General features: G+C 68.4%; 19 protein-coding genes. 10 read left to right on the plus strand and 9 right to left on the minus strand.

Annotation, left to right across the window (positions count from 1 at the left end):
• Positions 1 to 23: 23 nt before the first annotated feature.
• Entirely contained in the window at positions 24 to 593 is a 570-nt protein-coding gene (locus tag ACSFBF_RS23330) for a nucleotidyltransferase family protein (protein ID WP_435471101.1), read from the plus strand.
• Between the two features lie 14 nt (positions 594 to 607).
• On the opposite strand, the gene ACSFBF_RS23335 is transcribed toward ACSFBF_RS23330, so the two are convergent.
• Both ACSFBF_RS23335 and ACSFBF_RS23340 read right to left on the minus strand, forming a co-directional pair.
• On the minus strand, positions 608 to 1150 hold the full coding sequence (locus ACSFBF_RS23335) for a superoxide dismutase family protein (protein ID WP_435471103.1): 543 nt from the start codon (positions 1148 to 1150) through the stop codon (positions 608 to 610).
• Positions 1147 to 1860 (minus strand): gamma-glutamylcyclotransferase, encoded by a 714-nt coding sequence (locus ACSFBF_RS23340; protein ID WP_435471105.1) that lies wholly within the window; start codon positions 1858 to 1860, stop codon positions 1147 to 1149. Before ACSFBF_RS23340 ends, ACSFBF_RS23335 begins: the two co-directional genes overlap by 4 nt.
• A 135-nt stretch (positions 1861 to 1995) precedes the next feature.
• On the opposite strand from ACSFBF_RS23340, the gene ACSFBF_RS23345 reads away from it, so the two are divergent.
• The 4 genes from ACSFBF_RS23345 to ACSFBF_RS23360 all read left to right on the plus strand — a co-directional run bounded on the left by ACSFBF_RS23345 (position 1996) and on the right by ACSFBF_RS23360 (position 5958).
• Positions 1996 to 2541: an OmpA family protein gene (locus ACSFBF_RS23345; RefSeq protein ID WP_435471107.1), complete on the plus strand. Its 546-nt coding sequence runs from the start codon at positions 1996 to 1998 to the stop codon at positions 2539 to 2541.
• Positions 2542 to 2744: 203 nt separating this feature from the next.
• Entirely contained in the window at positions 2745 to 4586 is a 1842-nt protein-coding gene (gene edd, locus ACSFBF_RS23350; RefSeq protein WP_435471109.1) for a phosphogluconate dehydratase, read from the plus strand.
• Positions 4577 to 5218, plus strand: a complete 642-nt coding sequence (eda, locus tag ACSFBF_RS23355) for a bifunctional 4-hydroxy-2-oxoglutarate aldolase/2-dehydro-3-deoxy-phosphogluconate aldolase (RefSeq protein ID WP_093058255.1) — start codon at positions 4577 to 4579, stop codon at positions 5216 to 5218. Before edd ends, eda begins: the two co-directional genes overlap by 10 nt.
• Before the next feature lie 8 nt (positions 5219 to 5226).
• On the plus strand, positions 5227 to 5958 hold the full coding sequence (locus tag ACSFBF_RS23360) for a haloacid dehalogenase type II (RefSeq protein ID WP_435471111.1): 732 nt from the start codon (positions 5227 to 5229) through the stop codon (positions 5956 to 5958).
• Here ACSFBF_RS23360 and ACSFBF_RS23365 read toward each other — a convergent pair whose 3' ends face one another.
• From ACSFBF_RS23365 to ACSFBF_RS23390, 6 genes are all read right to left on the minus strand, one after another.
• Entirely contained in the window at positions 5959 to 6516 is a 558-nt protein-coding gene (locus tag ACSFBF_RS23365; RefSeq protein ID WP_435471113.1) for a DUF1697 domain-containing protein, read from the minus strand.
• A 16-nt stretch (positions 6517 to 6532) separates the two neighbouring features.
• Positions 6533 to 6946 carry a lactoylglutathione lyase gene (gloA, locus tag ACSFBF_RS23370; protein WP_435471115.1) on the minus strand — a complete coding sequence of 138 codons (414 nt, stop codon included), beginning with the start codon at positions 6944 to 6946 and terminating at the stop codon, positions 6533 to 6535.
• A 62-nt stretch (positions 6947 to 7008) separates the two neighbouring features.
• On the minus strand, positions 7009 to 7692 hold the full coding sequence (locus tag ACSFBF_RS23375; protein ID WP_435471117.1) for a glutathione S-transferase family protein: 684 nt from the start codon (positions 7690 to 7692) through the stop codon (positions 7009 to 7011).
• 106 nt (positions 7693 to 7798) lie between these two features.
• Entirely contained in the window at positions 7799 to 8482 is a 684-nt protein-coding gene (locus tag ACSFBF_RS23380; RefSeq protein ID WP_435471119.1) for an ABC transporter ATP-binding protein, read from the minus strand.
• A complete protein-coding gene (locus tag ACSFBF_RS23385; RefSeq protein ID WP_435471121.1) occupies positions 8479 to 10158 on the minus strand; it encodes an ABC transporter permease in 1680 nt (559 codons plus the stop codon). The genes ACSFBF_RS23380 and ACSFBF_RS23385 overlap by 4 nt, the downstream gene beginning before the upstream one ends.
• 34 nt (positions 10159 to 10192) lie before the next feature.
• The gene (locus tag ACSFBF_RS23390) at positions 10193 to 11257 is read right to left on the minus strand and encodes a Fe(3+) ABC transporter substrate-binding protein (protein ID WP_426392075.1); all 1065 of its coding nucleotides are present in this window, start codon (positions 11255 to 11257) and stop codon (positions 10193 to 10195) included.
• 173 nt (positions 11258 to 11430) lie between these two features.
• Between ACSFBF_RS23390 and ACSFBF_RS23395 the strand changes: the two genes are divergently transcribed.
• The gene (locus tag ACSFBF_RS23395) at positions 11431 to 11760 is read left to right on the plus strand and encodes a hypothetical protein (protein ID WP_435471123.1); all 330 of its coding nucleotides are present in this window, start codon (positions 11431 to 11433) and stop codon (positions 11758 to 11760) included.
• 18 nt (positions 11761 to 11778) lie between these two features.
• On the opposite strand, the gene ACSFBF_RS23400 is transcribed toward ACSFBF_RS23395, so the two are convergent.
• Positions 11779 to 12327, minus strand: coding sequence for a PaaI family thioesterase (locus ACSFBF_RS23400; RefSeq protein ID WP_435471125.1), 549 nt, complete (start codon positions 12325 to 12327; stop codon positions 11779 to 11781).
• 75 nt (positions 12328 to 12402) lie between these two features.
• Between ACSFBF_RS23400 and ACSFBF_RS23405 the strand changes: the two genes are divergently transcribed.
• The 4 genes from ACSFBF_RS23405 to ACSFBF_RS23420 all read left to right on the plus strand — a co-directional run bounded on the left by ACSFBF_RS23405 (position 12403) and on the right by ACSFBF_RS23420 (position 16468).
• Positions 12403 to 12858, plus strand: coding sequence for a MarR family winged helix-turn-helix transcriptional regulator (locus tag ACSFBF_RS23405; RefSeq protein ID WP_435471126.1), 456 nt, complete (start codon positions 12403 to 12405; stop codon positions 12856 to 12858).
• A gap of 105 nt (positions 12859 to 12963) precedes the next feature.
• Positions 12964 to 14280: an MFS transporter gene (locus ACSFBF_RS23410; protein WP_435471128.1), complete on the plus strand. Its 1317-nt coding sequence runs from the start codon at positions 12964 to 12966 to the stop codon at positions 14278 to 14280.
• 19 nt (positions 14281 to 14299) lie between these two features.
• Entirely contained in the window at positions 14300 to 15721 is a 1422-nt protein-coding gene (locus ACSFBF_RS23415; protein WP_435471130.1) for an MATE family efflux transporter, read from the plus strand.
• 39 nt (positions 15722 to 15760) lie between these two features.
• A complete protein-coding gene (locus tag ACSFBF_RS23420) occupies positions 15761 to 16468 on the plus strand; it encodes an SDR family oxidoreductase (RefSeq protein WP_435471132.1) in 708 nt (235 codons plus the stop codon).
• The last annotated feature ends 27 nt before the right edge of the window (positions 16469 to 16495 follow it).

The following is a 16495-nucleotide window of genomic DNA, read 5'->3' on the forward strand; positions in this document are numbered from 1 at the left end:
ATTGTTGCGCACATACTAGGCGCATGACGACACAGAAGGCGAATACCCCGGTGGTGATCGTGCTGGCCTCGGGCCGCGGAGAGCGCTTCATTGCGGCCGGCGGCACGGGCTCGAAGCTGAAGGCGCTGCTCGCCGGCAAGCCCGTGCTGGAGCGCACGCTCGATGCGGTGCGCGCCAGTGGCCTGCCGTGGCATGTGGAAGACGCGGGGCATCCCGGCATGGGTGACTCGATCGCGGCCGCCGTGCGCGCCACGCCCGATGCGCAAGGCTGGCTGATCTTGCCGGGCGACCTGCCACTGGTGCTGCCCGCAACGCTGCAGGCCGTGGCTGCTGCCCTCGGCGGCCGGGTGAATGCAGTGCAGCCGCAGTACCGGGGCGAGCGCGGGCATCCGGTGGGCTTTGGCGCCGGATGCGGCGCGCAACTCGCAACCCTGGAAGGAAGCCTCGGCGCATCGTCCATCCTGCGGTCGATGCGCGCCATCGATTCGGTCGCCGACCTGGCGGTGGACGATGTCGGCGTGGTCACCGACATCGACACGCCCGAGGCGCTGGCGCATGCCGAGGCGCTGTGGCTGGCGCGCGTGGGCGCCTAGCCTCCTCTATTCGATCAGGGCTTGGTGATCACAGCGCAGGCGATGCGCGGGCCCGAGTTACCTGACGGCTGCGTCGTGAAGTCGTCGGGGTCGCGGTGCACCACCAGCGCGCGGCCAATCACGCTGTTGGCAGCGCCGGGCGTCAGAGAGATCGCGTGGTCTTCCACGCTGAAGCGTGCCATGCCGTTGGCGTCGGCGCGCAGGCTTGGCAGTTCGCCGGCATGGCTGCCCGGCGCTGCAAACTTGCCATGCGTGCCGCCGGTCGGGTTGAAGTGGCCGCCCGAGGCATTGCCGTTGTCGCCGCAGTCGCCCTTTTCGTGGATGTGGAAGCCGTGCTCGGTGCCCGGCACCAGGCCGCGCACCTCGCCCGACACGCGCACGCCATGCTCGAGGGCGGTGAAGGTCACCGTGCCGCGCGTCGGGTTGGGCGTGATCGCGCCGGTCGGCACCAGCTCGACGGCCGTGCTCGGCTTGCCGCCCATGCTGCCGCAGGCGGCCAAAAGGGCCGAGGCGAGGAGGGCGGTGCCGGTGGCGATGAGACGACGTTGGTTCTTCATGTGTTTTCCTTGGAGGGTCCGGAAGGTTGGGAGGATTCAGGTTTGTCTGGAGACCCCGGAACATATACCGGAGCCTGCGGTGCATCGCAATCAGCAGCGTTCCCTGACTGGCGCTGCTCCTGTTCCTGTTCCTTTGCAGCGGCCAGCGCCACCAGCCGCGCCAGAGCCGCGTCGTGGATCGAGTGCCTCTGCAGTTCCAGCAGCGTCTGCTGCGCGTAGTCGAGCGAGGTGCCGTAGCGGCCGACGGCGTGGGCGAAGATGTGGCGGTAGCGCTCGTCGCTGAGCTCGCCCGTGAAGTTGGGGCTGCGCCGCGAGAGCGTGAATGCCAGCGCGCGCACATGGCCTTCGGCCGTGCCGCATTGCAGCCACCTGGGGTCGTACACGCCGGTCGGCATCTCGCGCAGCCAGAGCCGGCGCAGCGTTTCGAGGCCCTCGGCCTTCGGCACGCGGAACACCATGCCGCGGCAGCTGCCGCCCGAGAGCAGCCCGAACACGAGACCCGGCGTCTGCACGCTGCCGCGGTTCACGCGGCTCCACATCTTCAGCGCGCGGTGCCAGCCGTGCACCCAGGCCGGCCGACGCTCGGTAAAACCGAACTCGGGCCGCCAGATGAGCGAGCCGTAGCCGAAGAGCCAGAGATCCTCATGCCCGCCCCAGTCGGCGATGGCGCGCTCGAGCATCGGCTGCGGGTCGCGCAGGGGCTTGGGCATGGGGTCGAGTCCCGGCGGACCGGGGTTCGGCGCAGGGTCCGACACGGGGGTGTCAGGGCCGACGCCTACAATTTCCTGATCATGGTTCACCGCACCATTATTTACCGGCCACTTCCCTACGGAGCAAGACCCCCAATGAGTGACGACGACAGCCAGCAGAATTTCATCCTCGGATTCGTCATGGCGCTGATCGCCCTGGTGATCTTCTTCGTGGTGGGCATCGTGCTCTGGCACAAGGGGCACAACCCGGCGGCCGCCAAGCCTGCGGCCGTGACGATCTCGGCGCCGGCCCCTGCTGCGGCGCCCAAGGTGGCCGAAGTCACCGAGACGGTGACGGTCACGATCCCCGACGGCGCGAGCATCCGCGTGGTCAATGGTGTGGTGAGCTTCTACTTCGCAACCGGCAGTGCCGATCTCGCACCGGGCGCCGCCGAAGCGCTGGCCGCGGTCATCAAGGGCGTCGAGAGCGGCCGCAAGGCGGTGATCTCGGGCTTCCACGACACCACCGGCGACGCCGCCATCAACGAACAGCTCGCAAAGAAGCGCGCCGAGATGGTGCGCGACGTGCTCGTGGGCCTGGGCGTTCCGGCGGCCAAGGTCGACCTGCAGAAGCCCGCCGTGACGGCCGGCTCGGGCAACAACGCCGAGGCGCGCCGCGTCGAGGTGAAGCTGGTCGACTGAGCGCCCCGCGCCCCGGTTGCCAGAACAGAGAAGAAGCCCGGTAACGCCGGGCTTTTTTGCGTGCGCCTCCCTGCAAGGCGCGAATGGGTAAATTCGTATTGCCTGGCGCCCGGATTTCATCGGGCTTTCGCGCCTGGCTTGTTACCATGGGCCTCCAGGCCCACAGTCGCCCTGGCGACATGCAGCAAGAGCCACGTACCCCCATGAGCAGCAGCACAAACCCCACCGTCCGCGACGTTACCGATCGCATCCGCGAGCGCAGCCAGGGGCTGCGCGGCGCCTACCTCTCCCGCCTTGCCGAAATCCGCGATCGCGACCGCGGCTCCGACCGCATGGGCTGCGCCAATGTGGCACACGCCGTGGCCGGCATCCCGGCCAACGACAAGTTCCGCGTGGTGACCGAGCGCGCGCCCAACATCGGCATCGTCACCGCCTACAACGACATGCTCTCGGCCCACGCGCCGTACCAGGGCTACCCGGACATCATCAAGCAGGAGGCCCGCCGCCTCGGCGCCACTGCGCAGGTGGCCGGCGGCGTGCCCGCCATGTGCGACGGCGTCACGCAGGGCACGCCCGGCATGGAGCTGAGCCTGTTCAGCCGTGACTTGATCGCCATGAGCACTGCAGTCGCGCTCACGCACGACATGTTCGATGCGGCGCTGTTGCTGGGCGTATGCGACAAGATCGTGCCGGGCCTCTTGATCGGCGCTCTGCACTTCGGCCATCTGCCGACCGTGTTCGTGCCGGCCGGCCCGATGCCTTCGGGCCTTTCGAATGGCGCCAAGTCGAAGGTGCGCGAACAGGCGGCACAGGGGCTCGTGGGCCGCCAGGGCCTGCTCGACGCCGAGATGGCCGCCTATCACACGGTGGGCACCTGTACCTTCTACGGCACCGCCAACAGCAACCAGATGCTGCTCGAAGCCATGGGCCTGCACGTGCCCGGCACGGCCTTCATCCAGCCCGGCGACGCGATGCGCGAAACGCTCACGCGCGAGGCCGTGCGCACGGTGCTGGGCAAGGCGGGCGAGAGCGCTTTCAACTGCCCGCCGATCGGTGAGATGGTCGACGAGCGCTGCATCGTCAATGCCATGGTCGCGCTGCTCGCCACGGGCGGCTCCACCAACCACCTGATCCACTGGGTGGCCGTGGCGCGCGCCGCCGGCATCCTCATCGACTGGGACGATTTCTCGAAGCTCTCCGACGTGGTGCCGCTGCTGAGCCGCGTGTACCCCAACGGCAGCGCTGACGTGAACGAGTTCCAGGCCTCGGGCGGTCCCGGCTTCGTGATCGGCGAGCTGGTCGACGCCGGCCTCATGCACGCCGATGTGCTGACGGTGCGCTCGGGCGGCATCCGCGAATTCGCGAACATTCCCTCGCTCGTGGGCGAGTCGGAAGAAAAGCGCCTGCAATGGACGCCGGGTGCATCGCTGCAGAACGATGCCGTCACGCGTACCGTCGCCAGCCCGTTCAGCGCCACCGGCGGCCTCAAGCTGCTGAGCGGCAACCTCGGGCGCAGCGTCATCAAGGTGTCGTCGGTGCCCGACGACCGCCATGTCATCGAAGCCCCCGCGCGCGTGTTCGACTCGCAGGCCGCGCTGCAAAAGGCATTCACCGCCGGCGAGCTGGAGCGCGACGTGGTCTGCGTGGTGCGCTGGCAGGGCCCGCAGGCCAACGGCATGCCTGAGCTGCACAAGCTCACGCCGCCGCTGTCGGTGCTGCAGGGCAAGGGATTCCGCGTGGCGCTGGTCACCGACGGCCGCATGAGCGGCGCGTCGGGCAAGATTCCGGCCGCGATCCACGTCTCGCCCGAAGCGGCAGCGGGCGGCCCGCTCGCCAAGGTGCGCGATGGCGACCTGATTCGTCTCGATTCCGTCGCGGGTACGCTCGCCGTGTTGCTGCCCGAAGACGAATGGGCGGCGCGCGAGACCGCAACGCAACCCGAAGCGCAGCGCATCGCCGACGGACACGGCCTCGGCCGCGAACTGTTCGCCGGCATGCGCCGTAACGCACTTACCGCAGAAGAAGGAGCCTGCTCATGGCTATGAACGAAAAACTCACCGCGCTGGATGTGATGCGCGACGCACCGGTCATTCCGGTCATCGTGCTGAACGACGTGAAAGATGCCGTGCCCCTCGCGCGCGCGCTGGTGGCTGGCGGCATCCGCATGCTCGAAGTCACGCTGCGCACGCCGCAGGCGCTGCAGTGCATCGAAGCCATCGCCAAGGACGTGCCCGAAGCCGTGGCCGGCGCCGGCACCATCCGCAGCGCGGCCGATGCGCAGGCCTCGGCGCTCGCCGGTGCCAAGTTCGGCGTGAGCCCGGGCTACACGCGCGCGGTCGGCAAGGCCTGCCACGACCTCGGCCTGCCGCTGCTGCCCGGCGTGGCCACCGGCAGCGAAATCATGACGGCGCAGGAAGACGGCTACACGCAGCTGAAGTTCTTCCCCGCGCTGCAAGCCGGCGGCCTGCCCATGCTCAAGGCCTGGCAGGGGCCGTTCGGCGACGTCACCTTCTGCCCGACGGGCGGCATCCACGCGGGCAATGCGGCCGAGTTTCTCGCGCTGTCGAATGTGGCCTGCGTGGGCGGTTCGTGGATCGTGCCGACCGACGCGATCCGCGACGGCGACTGGGCGCGCATCGAGCAACTGGCACGCGCCGCGAGCCAGCTGCCGCGCTGAGCATCGCCATGAGCGGCGTTGATTTCGACGCGAGCGACCTCAAGGTCATCGCGTTCGACGTTTTCGGCACGGTGGTCGACTGGCACAGCGGCATTGCCGCCGAGGCCGAGAGCGCACTGCCTGGTGTGGACGGCGCGGCCTTCGCGCTGGCCTGGCGCGCCGGCTACCAGCCCGCGATGAAGGCGGTGATGGAACGCATCGCCGCGGGCGAGGGCGGCTTCACGTTGCTCGACGAACTGCACCTGAGCATGCTCGAGCAGGTGCTGCACGACTTCAGCCTGGCCGACCGCCTCGACACCGCCGCCAAGCGCGACCTGAGCCGCGCCTGGCACCGCTTGCCGGCCTGGCCCGATTCGGTGGCCGGGCTCACGCGGCTCAAGAAGAAGTTCACCATCTGCACGCTGTCGAACGGCAACATCGGCCTGCTCACCGAAATGGCCAAGCGCGCCGGCCTGCCCTGGGACTGCGTGCTGTCGGCCGAAGTGTTCAAGGCCTACAAGCCTGATCCGCGCACCTACCTTGGTGTGGCGGGCGTGTTCGACGCAACGCCCGGGCAGGTGATGCTGGCCGCCGCGCACCACGACGACCTGGCCGCCGCGCGCACCTGCGGCCTGAAGACCGCGTACATCGAGCGCCCGCATGAATTCGGTCGCGCCAGGCCGAAGGATGTGTCGCCGCAGCCGGACAACAGCCTGCACGCGCGCGACATCGACGCGCTGGCCGATCTGCTCGGCTGCTGATCAGTCCGTGAGCAGCTTCTCCACCGTGCGCAGGTTGCGCGTAGTGGTGCTCGACTTGTAGCGGGTCTTGCCGAGCAGTTTGGCCACCGGCGTATCGAGGCTCTCACCGCGCGGGCATTGCCAATAGAGCACGCCCTTGCCGCGCTTCAGGCGTTCGACATCGGCATCGACGGTGCCGGCCTTCTCCATGATTTCATCGAGCATCGCGGCGTCGGAGCCGAACACGATGTAGGGATGGCGCTCCTCGTCGATGCGCTCGAAGGGATAGGCCGCCGCCATATCGGCGATGGTCTTCTGCGTGAGCAGCACGATCCACGCGTCGTAGCCGAAGCGCTTGCGCAGGGCCTGCTCGATGCGCGTGCGCAGCGCGGCGGCATCGCTCTCGCCGGTGTCGAACAGCACGTTGCCGCTGGCGAGCACGGTGCGCACCGCGCCGAAGCCCAGTTCGACGAAGAGCGCCTTCAGGTCGGCGCTCTTGATGGTGATGCCATTGACGTTCACGCCGCGCAGCAACGCGACATGGCGGGTTGTTGTGGTCTGCTTCTTCGTGCTCGCCATGGCTGCCCGCCGTGGTTCAGCGCAGGCCGCCGCCGGCGGCGCCTTCGTCGCGCTGAATGAGCTCGATCTTGTAGCCGTCAGGGTCCGTCACGAACGCGATCACCGTGGTGCCGCCCTTGACCGGCCCGGCCTCGCGCGTCACGTTGCCGCCCGCGGTCTTGATCTTCTCGCAGGCCGCGTACGCGTCGGGCACGCCCAGCGCGATGTGGCCGTAGGCGGTGCCGAGTTCGTAGCTCTCGGTGCCCCAGTTGTAGGTGAGCTCGATCTCGGCCTGGTCGGGGTTGCCCTTGCCGTAGCCGATGAAGGCGAGGCTGTACTTGTACTCGGGGTTTTCGGACGTGCGCAGCAGGTTCATGCCGAGCACCTTGGTGTAGAAGTCGATGGAGCGCTGGAGGTTGCCAACGCGCAGCATGGTGTGGAGGAGTCGCATCTCGTGGTGCCGTGTAGTTATGAGGAAGGGAGGTCGCTATTGTCTGCCTCCCGGCGCGGCGATCAAGTCGCCAGTGTCAGCAGGTGGGCCTGGTGGCGCTTCAGGAATTCCATCAGGTGCTGCGGGTACTCGGACACCACGGCGTTGCGTACGCTGGGGCGCTCGGCCAGCGCCTTGCGCCAGGCGTCGACCTTGGGCACGGCGTCGAAGATGTGCGAATCGCTGATCGCGTCGAACACCTCGAAGTAGCGGAACACCGGTGCGAACACGGCATCGACGAGGCTGAAGCTGCGGCCTGCGAAGTAGGGGCCTTCGCGCAGTGCGGCCTCGACGCGCTCGAACTTGGCGACCAGCGCCTGCCGCTTCTGCTCGAACACGACCGCGTCCTGCGTGGTCTCGTAGCCCCAGAGGTCGGCGAGGATGGCCGAGCCGAATTCCATCCAGGCGCGGTGCTCGGCGCGGGTGAGCGGGTCTTCAGGATGCAGGCGTGCGCCGGGCTGCGTTTCCTCGAGGTACTCGCAGATCACGTTGCTTTCGAACAGCACGGCCTCGCTGCCATCGGGCCGCTGCACCTTCAGCAGCGGCACCTTGCCGAGCGGCGAGATGTCGAGAAACCACTGGGGTTTGTTGGCCAGGTCGATTACGACGCGCTCGAAGGGCACGTCTTTTTCATTCAGTGCGATCGCGGCGCGCTGAACGTACGGGCACAGCAGGTGGCTGACGAGGGTGAGGGCTTGTCGCGTCATGGGGCTTTCCGTTCTGGGGATGGATGTGTCTGGAGGAACGCCGCGATTCTTGCGATCCCGAACAACCTTTTCCCGATAAGCCCATTCGAGAAAAGGCCCCTGTGTGCTAGGCCGCCGTGTCGAGCCAGTGCGTGATGCGCCCGCCGTGCATCACGCCGATGCGGTCGGCCATCGCATGCGCCTCAGCCTCGTTGTGCGTGACGAGAATTGCGGCCTGGCCGGCCTGCTTCAGGATGCCGCGCACCTCAGTGGTCAGCCGCTCGCGCGTGCCGCCGTCGAGGTTGGAGAAAGGCTCGTCGAGCAGCAGCAGCGCGGGTGAGGGCGCAAGCGCACGAGCCAGCGCGATGCGTTGCTGCTGGCCGCCGGAGAGCTCATGCGGATAGCGTTCGCCCGCGTCGGCGAGGCCGACCAGCGCAAGCATTTCTGCGACGCGCGACTGCTGCGCCGCACGATCCAGGCGGCGCAGCCCGAAGGCCACGTTCTTCGCGGCCGACAGATGCGGAAACAGCGCGTACTCCTGGAACATCATGCCCACGCGCCGCTGCTCGGGCGGCAGGTGCTTCTGCGCGGACGACAGCAGCATGTCGCCGAGCCGGACCGTGCCGGCGCGCACGGGCTCGAAGCCGGCGATGGCGCGCAACACCGTCGTCTTGCCGCAGCCCGAGGGGCCGAACAGGCAGCCAATGTCGCCCGCGTTCAATGTCAGCGAGAAGCCATCGACGACCGTATGCAGGCCGCGCGGCGTGTCATAGGCGAGCGTGATCGCATCGATGTGCAGGGGGGAACTCATATCTTGTCGGGGCCGGGTGTGAGCGAAGGTGTGCCCAGCTGGTTGCGCGCAAGCAGCACGACGGGCAGCAGGCCGGCCAGCACGATGGCGAGCGCTGCAATCGCGCCTTCTTCATACGTGCCGCGCGCGGCTTCGGCATAGAGCCAGGTCGCGAGGGTGTCGAAGTTGGCGGGCCGCAGCAGCAGCGTGGCCGGCAGCTCTTTCATTGCGTCGACGAACACCAGCAGCGCGGCTGCAGCCATGGCGGGGCGCAGCAGTGGCAGGTGCACGCGGCGCAGCGTGCCGGCGGTGGTTTCGCCAAGCAGGCGCGAAGCCTGCTCGATGGCGGGTGGAATGCGCGCGAGGCCGGCCTCGATGCCGCCCACGGGCATCGCGAGAAAGCGGATCGCGCAAGCCACGACCAGCACGACGCCGGCGCCCATCAGCGGCAGGCCCGACCAGTTGAATGCGGTGGCCAGGGCGGCATCGAAGGCCAGCGCAGGCGTCAGCAGCCCGATGGCCAGCACCGTGCCCGGCACCGCATAGCCCAGAGTTGCCACGCGCGCCTGCCAGCGCGCGCGGTTGGGGCTCGAACCCTGGCTGCGCGCAGCCCAGGCTACGACCAGCCCCGCCACCACCGCAACCACGGTGACACCCGAAGCCAGCGCCAGCGTGTTGCCGAGGCTCGCGATCAGGCCGCGGGAGACGCCGCCGCCCTGATGCAGCCGCTTGGCGCTTTCCCAGACGAGGTAGAGCGCAGGGGCCACGAAGCCGATCAGCACGGGCGTCGCGGCCGTCGCAGTTGCAGCCCAGGCCGCGCCGCCATGCAGGCGCCGTGGCTGCACCGCGCGCATGCGCTGTGCCGAGCCGAAGCGCTGGTGCTGCCGGCCGTTGCGTTCGAGCCAGACCAGCGCCACCACCACGAACAGCATCGCGCACGCAATCTGCGCCGCCCCTGCCAGGTCGGAGCGCGTGATCCACGTGGTGTAGACCGCCACCGTCAACGTGTTCACGCCGAGGAATTCAGAAGCGCCGATGTCGTTGAGCGTTTCGAGCAGCGCCAGGCTCAGCCCCACGGCCAGCGCAGGCCGTGCCAGCGGCAGCGCCACGCGAAAGAACGCGCCGCGCCGGTTCTCGCCGAGCATGCGTGCCGCTTCCATCAGGTGCGCCGGCTGCGTCATGAACATCGCGCGCGCCGTCATGTAGACGTATGGATAGAGCACGAAGCCCAGCACGAAGATCGCACCGGGCATCGAGCGCAGGTCGGGCAGGCGGAACTGGCGCGGGCTGTCGAAGCCCAGCACCCAGCGGATCGCGCCCTGCACGGGGCCGATGGGGTGCAGCAGGTCGAGGTACGCGAAGGCGACGATGTAGGTCGGCATCGCCAGCGGCAGCAGCAGCGCCCAGTGCAGCACGCCGCGCCCCGGAAAGTCGTGCGCCGTTACCAGCCACGCGCAGCCGGTGCCGATCACCAGCACCAGTGCGCCCACGCCCGTGAGCAGCAGGGCCGTGTTGAGCGCCGCCTGCGGCAGCACGTGCGCGAACAGCGGGCCCCAGTGGCCGACGCCCGAACCGAACGCGAGCCACGCCAGCGTGAGCACCGGCGCGAGCACGCCGATGGCGATCAGGAACGACGCGCAGCGCCACGCCGGGCCCGCGGCGCGCAGGCCCGGCGGCTGGCGCCGCGCTGTCAGCATTCAGTCGCCGGCAAGGCGTGCCCGGCCGTCCATATCACTGGTCGAAGCCGACCTTGTCCACCAGGGCGCTGGCCTGCTTGCGGTACTTGGCGATTTCGGTCAGCGGCAGCGGATCGACCTTCAGCTCGCCGATGGTCTGCCCGATGATCGGGTCGAGCGCCACGCCCTTGCGCACCGGGTATTCGTAGTTGGTCTGCGCGTATAGCGACTGCGCCGGCTCCGACACCAGGAACTCGAGCAGCTTGACCGCGTTGGCGCGCTGCGGCGCGTTCTTTGCCACGGCTGCGCCGCTGATGTTGACGTGCGTGCCGCCGCTCTTTGCGTTGGCGAAGGTCGGGCGCACGACCTTGATGGCGTCGCCCCACTTGCGCGCGTCGGTGCCTTCCTTGGCGCTCTTCATCTGGCCGACGTAGTACGAGTTGGCCAGGCCCACGTCGCAGATGCCACCGAGAATGTCGCGCGCCACGTCGCGGTCGCCGCCCGTGGCCTTGCGTGCCAGGTTGGCCTTGACGCCGCGCAGCCACTGCTCGGCCTTGGCTTCGCCGTCGTGCGCGATCAGCGAGGCGACCAGTGCGGTGTTGTAGGGGTGCTGGCCGGCGCGGATGCAGACCTTGCCCTTGTACTTCGGGTTGGCCAGGTCTTCGTAGCGGAAGCTCGTGAGGGGCAGGCTCTTGTCGGCATACAGCACACGCGCGCGCAGCGAGAGCGAGAACCACTGGCCGTCGGCGCCGCGCAGGTTGGCCGGAATGGCCGATTCGAGCGCGGCCGATTTCACCGGCTGCGTTACGCCGCCATCGACCAGATCCATGAGGTTGCCGATGTCCACCGTCATCAACACGTCGGCCGGCGAGCGTGCGCCTTCGGCCTTGACGCGCTCCAGCAGACCGTCTTTCACGAACACCGTGTTGACCTTGATGTTGCTCTGGGCGCTGAAGGCCGAGATCAGCGGCTGGATCAGCGCGGGCTCGCGCGTCGTGTAGAGGGTGAGTTCGTCGGCTGCGGCAGCCTGCGCGGGCAGGGCGGCGACGGCAAGCCAGGCGGCGCTGGTGGCGAACAATGCGCGCACGGCGCGGCCTTGGACGCTTGAGCGTTCGGTCATGAGGATCCTCCAGGAGCGGGTGTTCTAGAAAGCTCCGAGACCTGTTGCAGGCATCGGATGAGAATAATTATCACTGGGGGTATGAATTGCGACGCCTTTGGACTTACAGGTCGAAGGCCTACTGCCTCGTTGCAGAGTACGGTGCCTGCACCGCTCAACAGGATGTGATGAACGTGAAGCGATCTGTTTTCGTGCTCGTGTCGGCGGTCTACGCGCTGTTCTGCACCGCGATGCTGTTCGGCATTCCGCGCAACCGCTACGAGTGGATGCTGGAAGACCCGGCGATGCGCGCCGACGGCATGACCTTCTGCACCTTGCCCATCGACCACGGGCTGGATGCGCGGGTCGAGTCCTTCGCGTACCTGATCCCCCTGCTGGCGGTGGCGGTGGTGCTGTCGGTGCGGCGGCGCAAGCCGCACTGGCTGCTGTGGGTCGGGCTGGTGCTGGTGGTGCTCTGGGGCGTCCGCTTCCTGGTGCTGACGCCCTCCTGCCCAACCCGATAGCAACCCTGGCGCAGGGGCTCAGCGCGCCGTCGGCACCTCGAACACCAGGCAGGTGGTCGTGGCGTGCGCATACAGCGTGCCGTCGGGCCCGTAGAGGCGGGCCTCGGCGGTGGCCAACTGCTTGCCGCAATGGATCACCTTGCCCTCGGCGCGCACGCGCTGCACCTTGGGTGTGAGGCCCTTCACGTAGTTCACGCCCAGTTCGGCGGTGGTGTAGGCGCGCCCGGGCGGCATCATCGTGTGCACGGAGCAACCCAGAGCCGAGTCGAGCATCGTCGCGACCCAGCCGCCGTGGATGGTGCCCAGTGGGTTCAGGTGCTGCGGCAGCGGCGTGCCCTGGAAGATGGCCACGCCCTGGCGCACTTCGAGGATCGTGAAGTCCAGCGTCTTGGCGATGGCTGCGTAGGGAATGTCGCCGTTCAGCATCGCCTGCATCACTTCGAGGCCGGTCTTGCCCGCGATCTGTTCGGGGCGGGCGAGGCCGGGGCCTGGGCCGGCGTCAAGGCGCTCGGCGATGCGGCGTTCTTCGGCGATCCAGGCTTCGAGCTGGCTGGGGTTTTGTGTCATGCCTGTGTTCCTTCTGGGGGCTTTGGCGGAGGGTGGTAGTTGCATATGCAATAGTTGCACATACAATAATATCCCATGGACACCTCCACCAAGCCACGCGGCTGCACCAGTTTCAAAGTGCGTCAACTGTCGCGCCGTCTTTCGCAGTACTACGACGCCGAGGTGTCGAAAAGCGGCTTGAAGACCACGCAGTACTCGCTGCTGTCGAATCTCGCACGGCTCGGCCCTTCGCGGCCGGTCGACTTGGCGGGCGAACTCAAGATGACCGCCTCGACCCTCAGCCGCAACCTGCAGCCGCTGATCGTTGCGGGCCTGGTCGCGCAAACCGCGGGCGCCGATGCGCGCAGCCGGCTGGTGCAGGTCACGCCCGAGGGCGAAGAGAAACGGCGCGAGGCGCTGGCCCACTGGAAGACCGCGCAGCAAAAACTCAATGCGCTGCTGGGTGTGGAGCGCGTGCTGGCGCTGCACCTGCTGATCGATGAGTCGATGGAACTGCTGGGCGCCGAAGACGTGCCCGACGGCGACGACTGACCCGCCACCCAAACCGCTTTCCCAACACACCGTCACGCGAGCAGTCACGCGCGGCTACCCGTTTTTCTTTTTTCCTCCACATCTCATTCCAACAGCCGAGGTCTCATGTTCGCCACCCCCGTTTCCGCATGGCTCCAGCGCCGCGGCATCCACTACGGATGGATCGTCGCCGCCATCACCTTCCTGACCATGCTGACCATGTCGGCCGCGCTGGGCCTGCCGGGCGCCATGCTGCAGCCGCTGGGCAAGGAGTTCGGCTGGAGCACCGAGCAGATCTCGTCGGCGCTCGCTCTGCGCTTCGCGCTGTTCGGCCTCATGGGCCCATTCGCCGCGGTGCTGATGGAACGCTACGGCCTGCGCGCGGTGATCTGCACCGGCCTCGCGCTCGTCGGCATGGGCATGGCGCTGGTCACCATGGCCTCGCAGCTGTGGCAGCTGTTCGTGCTGTGGAGCCTGATGCTGGGCCTGGGCACCGGCATGACGGCGCTGGTGCTCGGCGCGGTAGTGGCCAACCGGTGGTTCGTCGCGCGGCGCGGGCTGGTGATCGGCATGCTCACTGCGAGTTCGGCGACCGGGCAGCTGGCCTTCCTGCCGTTCGCGGCCTGGATGATCGAACACTGGGGCTGGCGCTCGGCCATCGTGCCGATCGTGATCGGCAGCATCCTCATCGGCGTGCTGGCGTTGTGCCTCATGCGCAACCGGCCTTCGGACATCGGCCTGCTGCCTTACGGCGAACTGCCCGGCACGCAGCCGGCAGCGCCTGCCGCTGCCGCGCCTGCGATGAACTTCGCCACGCCGTTCCGCGTGCTGAAGGAAGTGTCGACCAACCGCACCTTCTGGATTCTTGCCGGCACCTTCTTCATCTGCGGCCTGAGCACCAACGGGCTCGTGCAGACGCACTTCATCTCGCTGTGCGGCGACAACGGCATGGGGGCGGTGCCTGCTGCCTCGGTGCTCGCGATGATGGGCGCCTTCGACTTCGTCGGCACCATCCTCTCGGGCTGGCTGTCGGACCGTTATGACAACCGCAAGCTGCTGTTCTGGTACTACGGCCTGCGCGGGCTGTCGCTGTTCTGGCTGCCGCATTCGGAGTTCACCATCTACGGGCTGGGCATCTTTGCGATGTTCTACGGCCTTGACTGGATCGCCACCGTGCCGCCGACCGTCAAGCTCGCGGGCGCCACCTTCGGCCCTGCCAAGGTCGGCCTCGTGTTCGGCTGGGTCTTTGCCGCGCACCAACTGGGCGCTGCCACGGCCGCCTATGGCGCCGGCTTTGCGCGGACGCTGCTGCTGACCTACACACCGGCGCTCTACGCGGCCGGTGCGGCCTGCCTGGTGGCGGCGCTGATGGTGATGATGATCCGCCGCCCGGCGGCGAAGGCTGGCTCGCCGGTCACGCCCGCCGCCGCGGCCCGTGCCTGAACGCATCGAGGCTTTCGCCATGACCGCTTCAAACAGCACCACCGAACTCGACCCGCGCACGCGCCGCCTGCTCGAGGCACCCATCGTTCCCACGCTGCTGCGCCTCGCTGCGCCCAACGTGCTGGTGATGGTGGCGCAGGCCTCCGTCGGCCTTATCGAAACCTACTTCGTCGGCAAGCTCGGCACCAATGCGCTCGCGGGCATGGCGCTGGTGTTTCCCATCGTCATGCTGATGCAGATGACGTCGAGCGGAGCCATGGGGGGCGGCATTGCCTCGTCGATCGCCCGCGCGCTCGGCGCACGCCGCCGCGCCGATGCCGATGCGCTGGTGTGGCACGCCATCGTCATCGCGCTGGGCTTCGGCCTGTGCTTCACGCTGGCGCTGCTGCTCGGCGGGCGCTGGCTCTACGGGATCATGGGCGGCACCGGGCCCGCGCTCGATGCGGCGCTCACGTATTCGAACTGGGTGTTCGCGGGCGCTACGCTGGTGTGGCTGTTCAATTCGCTCTCGGCCATCATCCGCGGCACCGGCAACATGTCGGTGCCGGCCAACGTGACGGTGGTGGGTGTGGTGTTCCTCATTCCGGCGTCGCCACTGCTGATTTTCGGCGTCGGGCCGCTGCCGGGCATGGGCATCGCGGGCGGCGCGATGGCGCTGCTGCTGTACTACCTGTTGGGCTCTATCGCGCTCATCGTCTACCTGCGCTCGCCGCGCAGCCTGCTGCGGCCCACGCTGGCCGCGCTCAAGCTGCGGTGGCCGCTGTTCCGCGACATCCTGCGCATCGGGCTGGTGGGTGCGGTGTCGACGGTGGCGACCAACCTGTCGATCGGCATCGCCACCGCGCTGACGGGGCATTTCGGCTCGGGCGCGCTGGCTGGCTACGGCACGGCCTCGCGGCTCGAATACCTGCTGGTGCCGCTGGTGTTCGGCCTCGGCGCACCGCTTGTTGCGATGGTCGGCACCTGCATGGGGGCTGGGCAGCGCGAGCGTGCACTGCGCGCTACCTGGGCCGGCGCTGCGCTGGCCTTTGCATTGACCGAGACCATCGGCATTGCGGCCGCGCTGTTCCCGCGCCCGTGGCTGCTGCTGTTCGGCAACGACCCGGCAATGCTCGAAACCGGCGCGCACTACCTGCGCGTGGTGGGGCCGCTGTATGGCTTCTTCGGTGTCGGGCTGGTGCTGTATTTCGCGTCGCAGGGCGCGGGCCGCTTGCTGTGGCCGGTGCTGGGCAACATCGCGCGCCTGGCGGTGGCGGGCACGGGCGGCTGGCTGGCGCTGCGCTGGGGCGGCGGGCTCACCGGCGTGTTTGCCGCGCAGGGCGTGGCGCTCGTGGTGTACGGCATCGTGATCGCATCGGCCATCGCGGGCGGCGCATGGTTCGGCCGCGTGGGCTGGCCGCGCACCACCAACGGCTTGCTGCGGCGTGTGGCGCAGGCCTGAGAACAGTTTCCAACGACCTTCACCAACGAAAGACTCATCATGAAAATCAAGGACTCCGTGGTCTTCATCACCGGCGCCAATCGCGGCCTCGGTCTGGCCTTTGCGAAGGCGGCGCTGGCGGCGGGTGCGCGCAAGGTCTATGGCGCGGCGCGCGACCCGAAGAGCGTTACCTTGCCCGGCGTGACGCCGGTGGCACTCGACGTGACGCAGCCCGCGCAGATCGAAGCGGCTGTGCGTGAGTGCGGCGACGTCACGCTGCTGGTCAACAACGCGGGCATCTCGCGCGGCTCCAGCTTTCTCGGCTCGCCCGATGCGCTGGCCGCAGCGCGTGCCGAATTCGAAACCAACTTCTTCGGCCCCTGGGCGCTGACACAGGCCTTCGCGCCCGTGCTCGCGGCCAACGGCGGCGGGGGTGTGATCAACGTGCTGTCGGCCCTGAGTTGGACCACCTTCCCGAGCGTGGCGACCTACAGCGCGACCAAGTCGGCGGCCTGGTCGCTGAGCAACGGCTTGCGCAATGAACTGGCCGGGCAGGGCACGCAGGTCACGAGCCTGCACGTGGGCTACATGGACACCGACATGGCCGCGCACGTGCAGGGCGACAAGTCCTCGCCGGACGACGTGGCGCGCCAGGCGTTGGCGGGCGTGGAGGCGGGGCGGCCCGAGGTGCTGGCGGACGAAGTCTCGCGGCAGCTCAAGCAGACCTTGTCGAGCGCGACGCCGCCCTACGCCGGGGCCGCAGCCTGAACGCAAAACCCGGGCACGCGGCCCGGG

The organism is Variovorax nivicola, from assembly GCF_051216475.1.
In the GTDB taxonomy this organism is placed as follows: Bacteria; Pseudomonadota; Gammaproteobacteria; order Burkholderiales; family Burkholderiaceae_C; genus Variovorax.